This is a genomic window from Protofrankia sp. CiT1 (assembly GCF_917627335.1).
Classification (GTDB): Bacteria; Actinomycetota; Actinomycetes; order Frankiales; family Frankiaceae; genus Protofrankia.
On sequence record NZ_CAKJTP010000143.1, the window covers coordinates 1 to 1197 of the forward strand.

The 1197-nt window shown below is 62.1% G+C and carries 1 protein-coding gene; it reads right to left on the bottom strand.

Annotation, left to right across the window (positions count from 1 at the left end; all coding sequences use genetic code 11):
• Nucleotides 1-353: 353 nt before the first annotated feature.
• Nucleotides 354-1052 carry a type II toxin-antitoxin system RelE/ParE family toxin gene (locus MJ785_RS22360; RefSeq protein WP_370652975.1) on the bottom strand — a complete coding sequence of 233 codons (699 nt, stop codon included), beginning with the start codon at nucleotides 1050-1052 and terminating at the stop codon, nucleotides 354-356.
• Nucleotides 1053-1197: the final 145 nt, after the last annotated feature.

The window sequence follows — 1197 nt, forward strand, 5'->3', positions numbered from 1 at the left end:
CGGCGGGACGGTCGTGATCTTTTTCTCCTGGGGTCCATCGAGTGAACCAACGCACTGTAACCGTCGCTTCCGTGGCGGCGTACTGCAGTTGTACTGCAACGGGGATGGACGTCGGTGGACAACGGTGGACGATGCCGGGCCTGTGAGCTGCACCGGCGGACGTGGGTGGACGTGCGTGGACGGTGCGCCGAGGACTACGGATCAAGAGGTTGGGGGTTCGAGTCCCTCCGAGCGCGCAGCATCCCCCAGGTCAGAGCCCTGCAATCGATCATGGTGCGGGGCTCTGGATCTTTTGATAGTCAGTTGACAGTTAGGAGCCCGTCAGGCCCCTCAGCCTCCGCTGTACCCCTAGGTCATCCAACCGTTATACGCTCGTCACCGAACTTCGCCACGATCTCAACCTGACCTCCGAGCGCCTCAATATAGCTACGCACGGTAGCAATTTCGGTGTGATCCAAGTCGCCTCGCTCAATACGTGATATCCGCGACTGAGACACGCCGATCCGCTCAGCCACCTCGCCCTGGTCGAGCCCATAGGTCCGCCGGATGTCGGCCAGTCGATGCGCCCGGGTCTCAGCCCGCATTCTCACGCCGATCGCGTCAATCCGCTCCTGGCCAAGCAGGCCGGTCGCCACAGCCTCGGTGCGTACCTCTTCCCACGTCCGCGCCATGACCCGCCAGCTCCTCTCCACGCCATAGTCGCCGTCCAACCACCGTTGGTAGCGCTGCTCCGCCAACGGGATGTTCACCTCGTACCACCGCCGCCGCTGGCCGGACTTGTCGCCTGCGACCAGCAACACCGCTTGTCGCTGCGGGTCGAACACAAACAAGATCCGCACCTCGGTACCTCCCGCCGACCCCGGCCGGAGCTCCTTCATGTTGTGGATCTTTGAGTCCTGGATGCTGTCAACGTACGGACGCCCCAACGCCGGACCATCGGAAACCAGTTGATCGATCGCCGCCGTAACGAGCTCAGCAGTCCGGGGATCGCTGCGCACCAGACCCATGAACCATTCGTCGACTTCATCGACGAGGATCACGGCCCACTTCACAACGCCTACAATGCCCCACACGGTCTATGACGTCAAGGTTCTACGCCTCTCTGTGACACGAGCGTGCCCAAAGCGATACAAGAAGCGCTTCGTGCCCTGGCCTTCATCCTTCAGTCATCCTCGTTGCTGACAGCCACGTTGACAG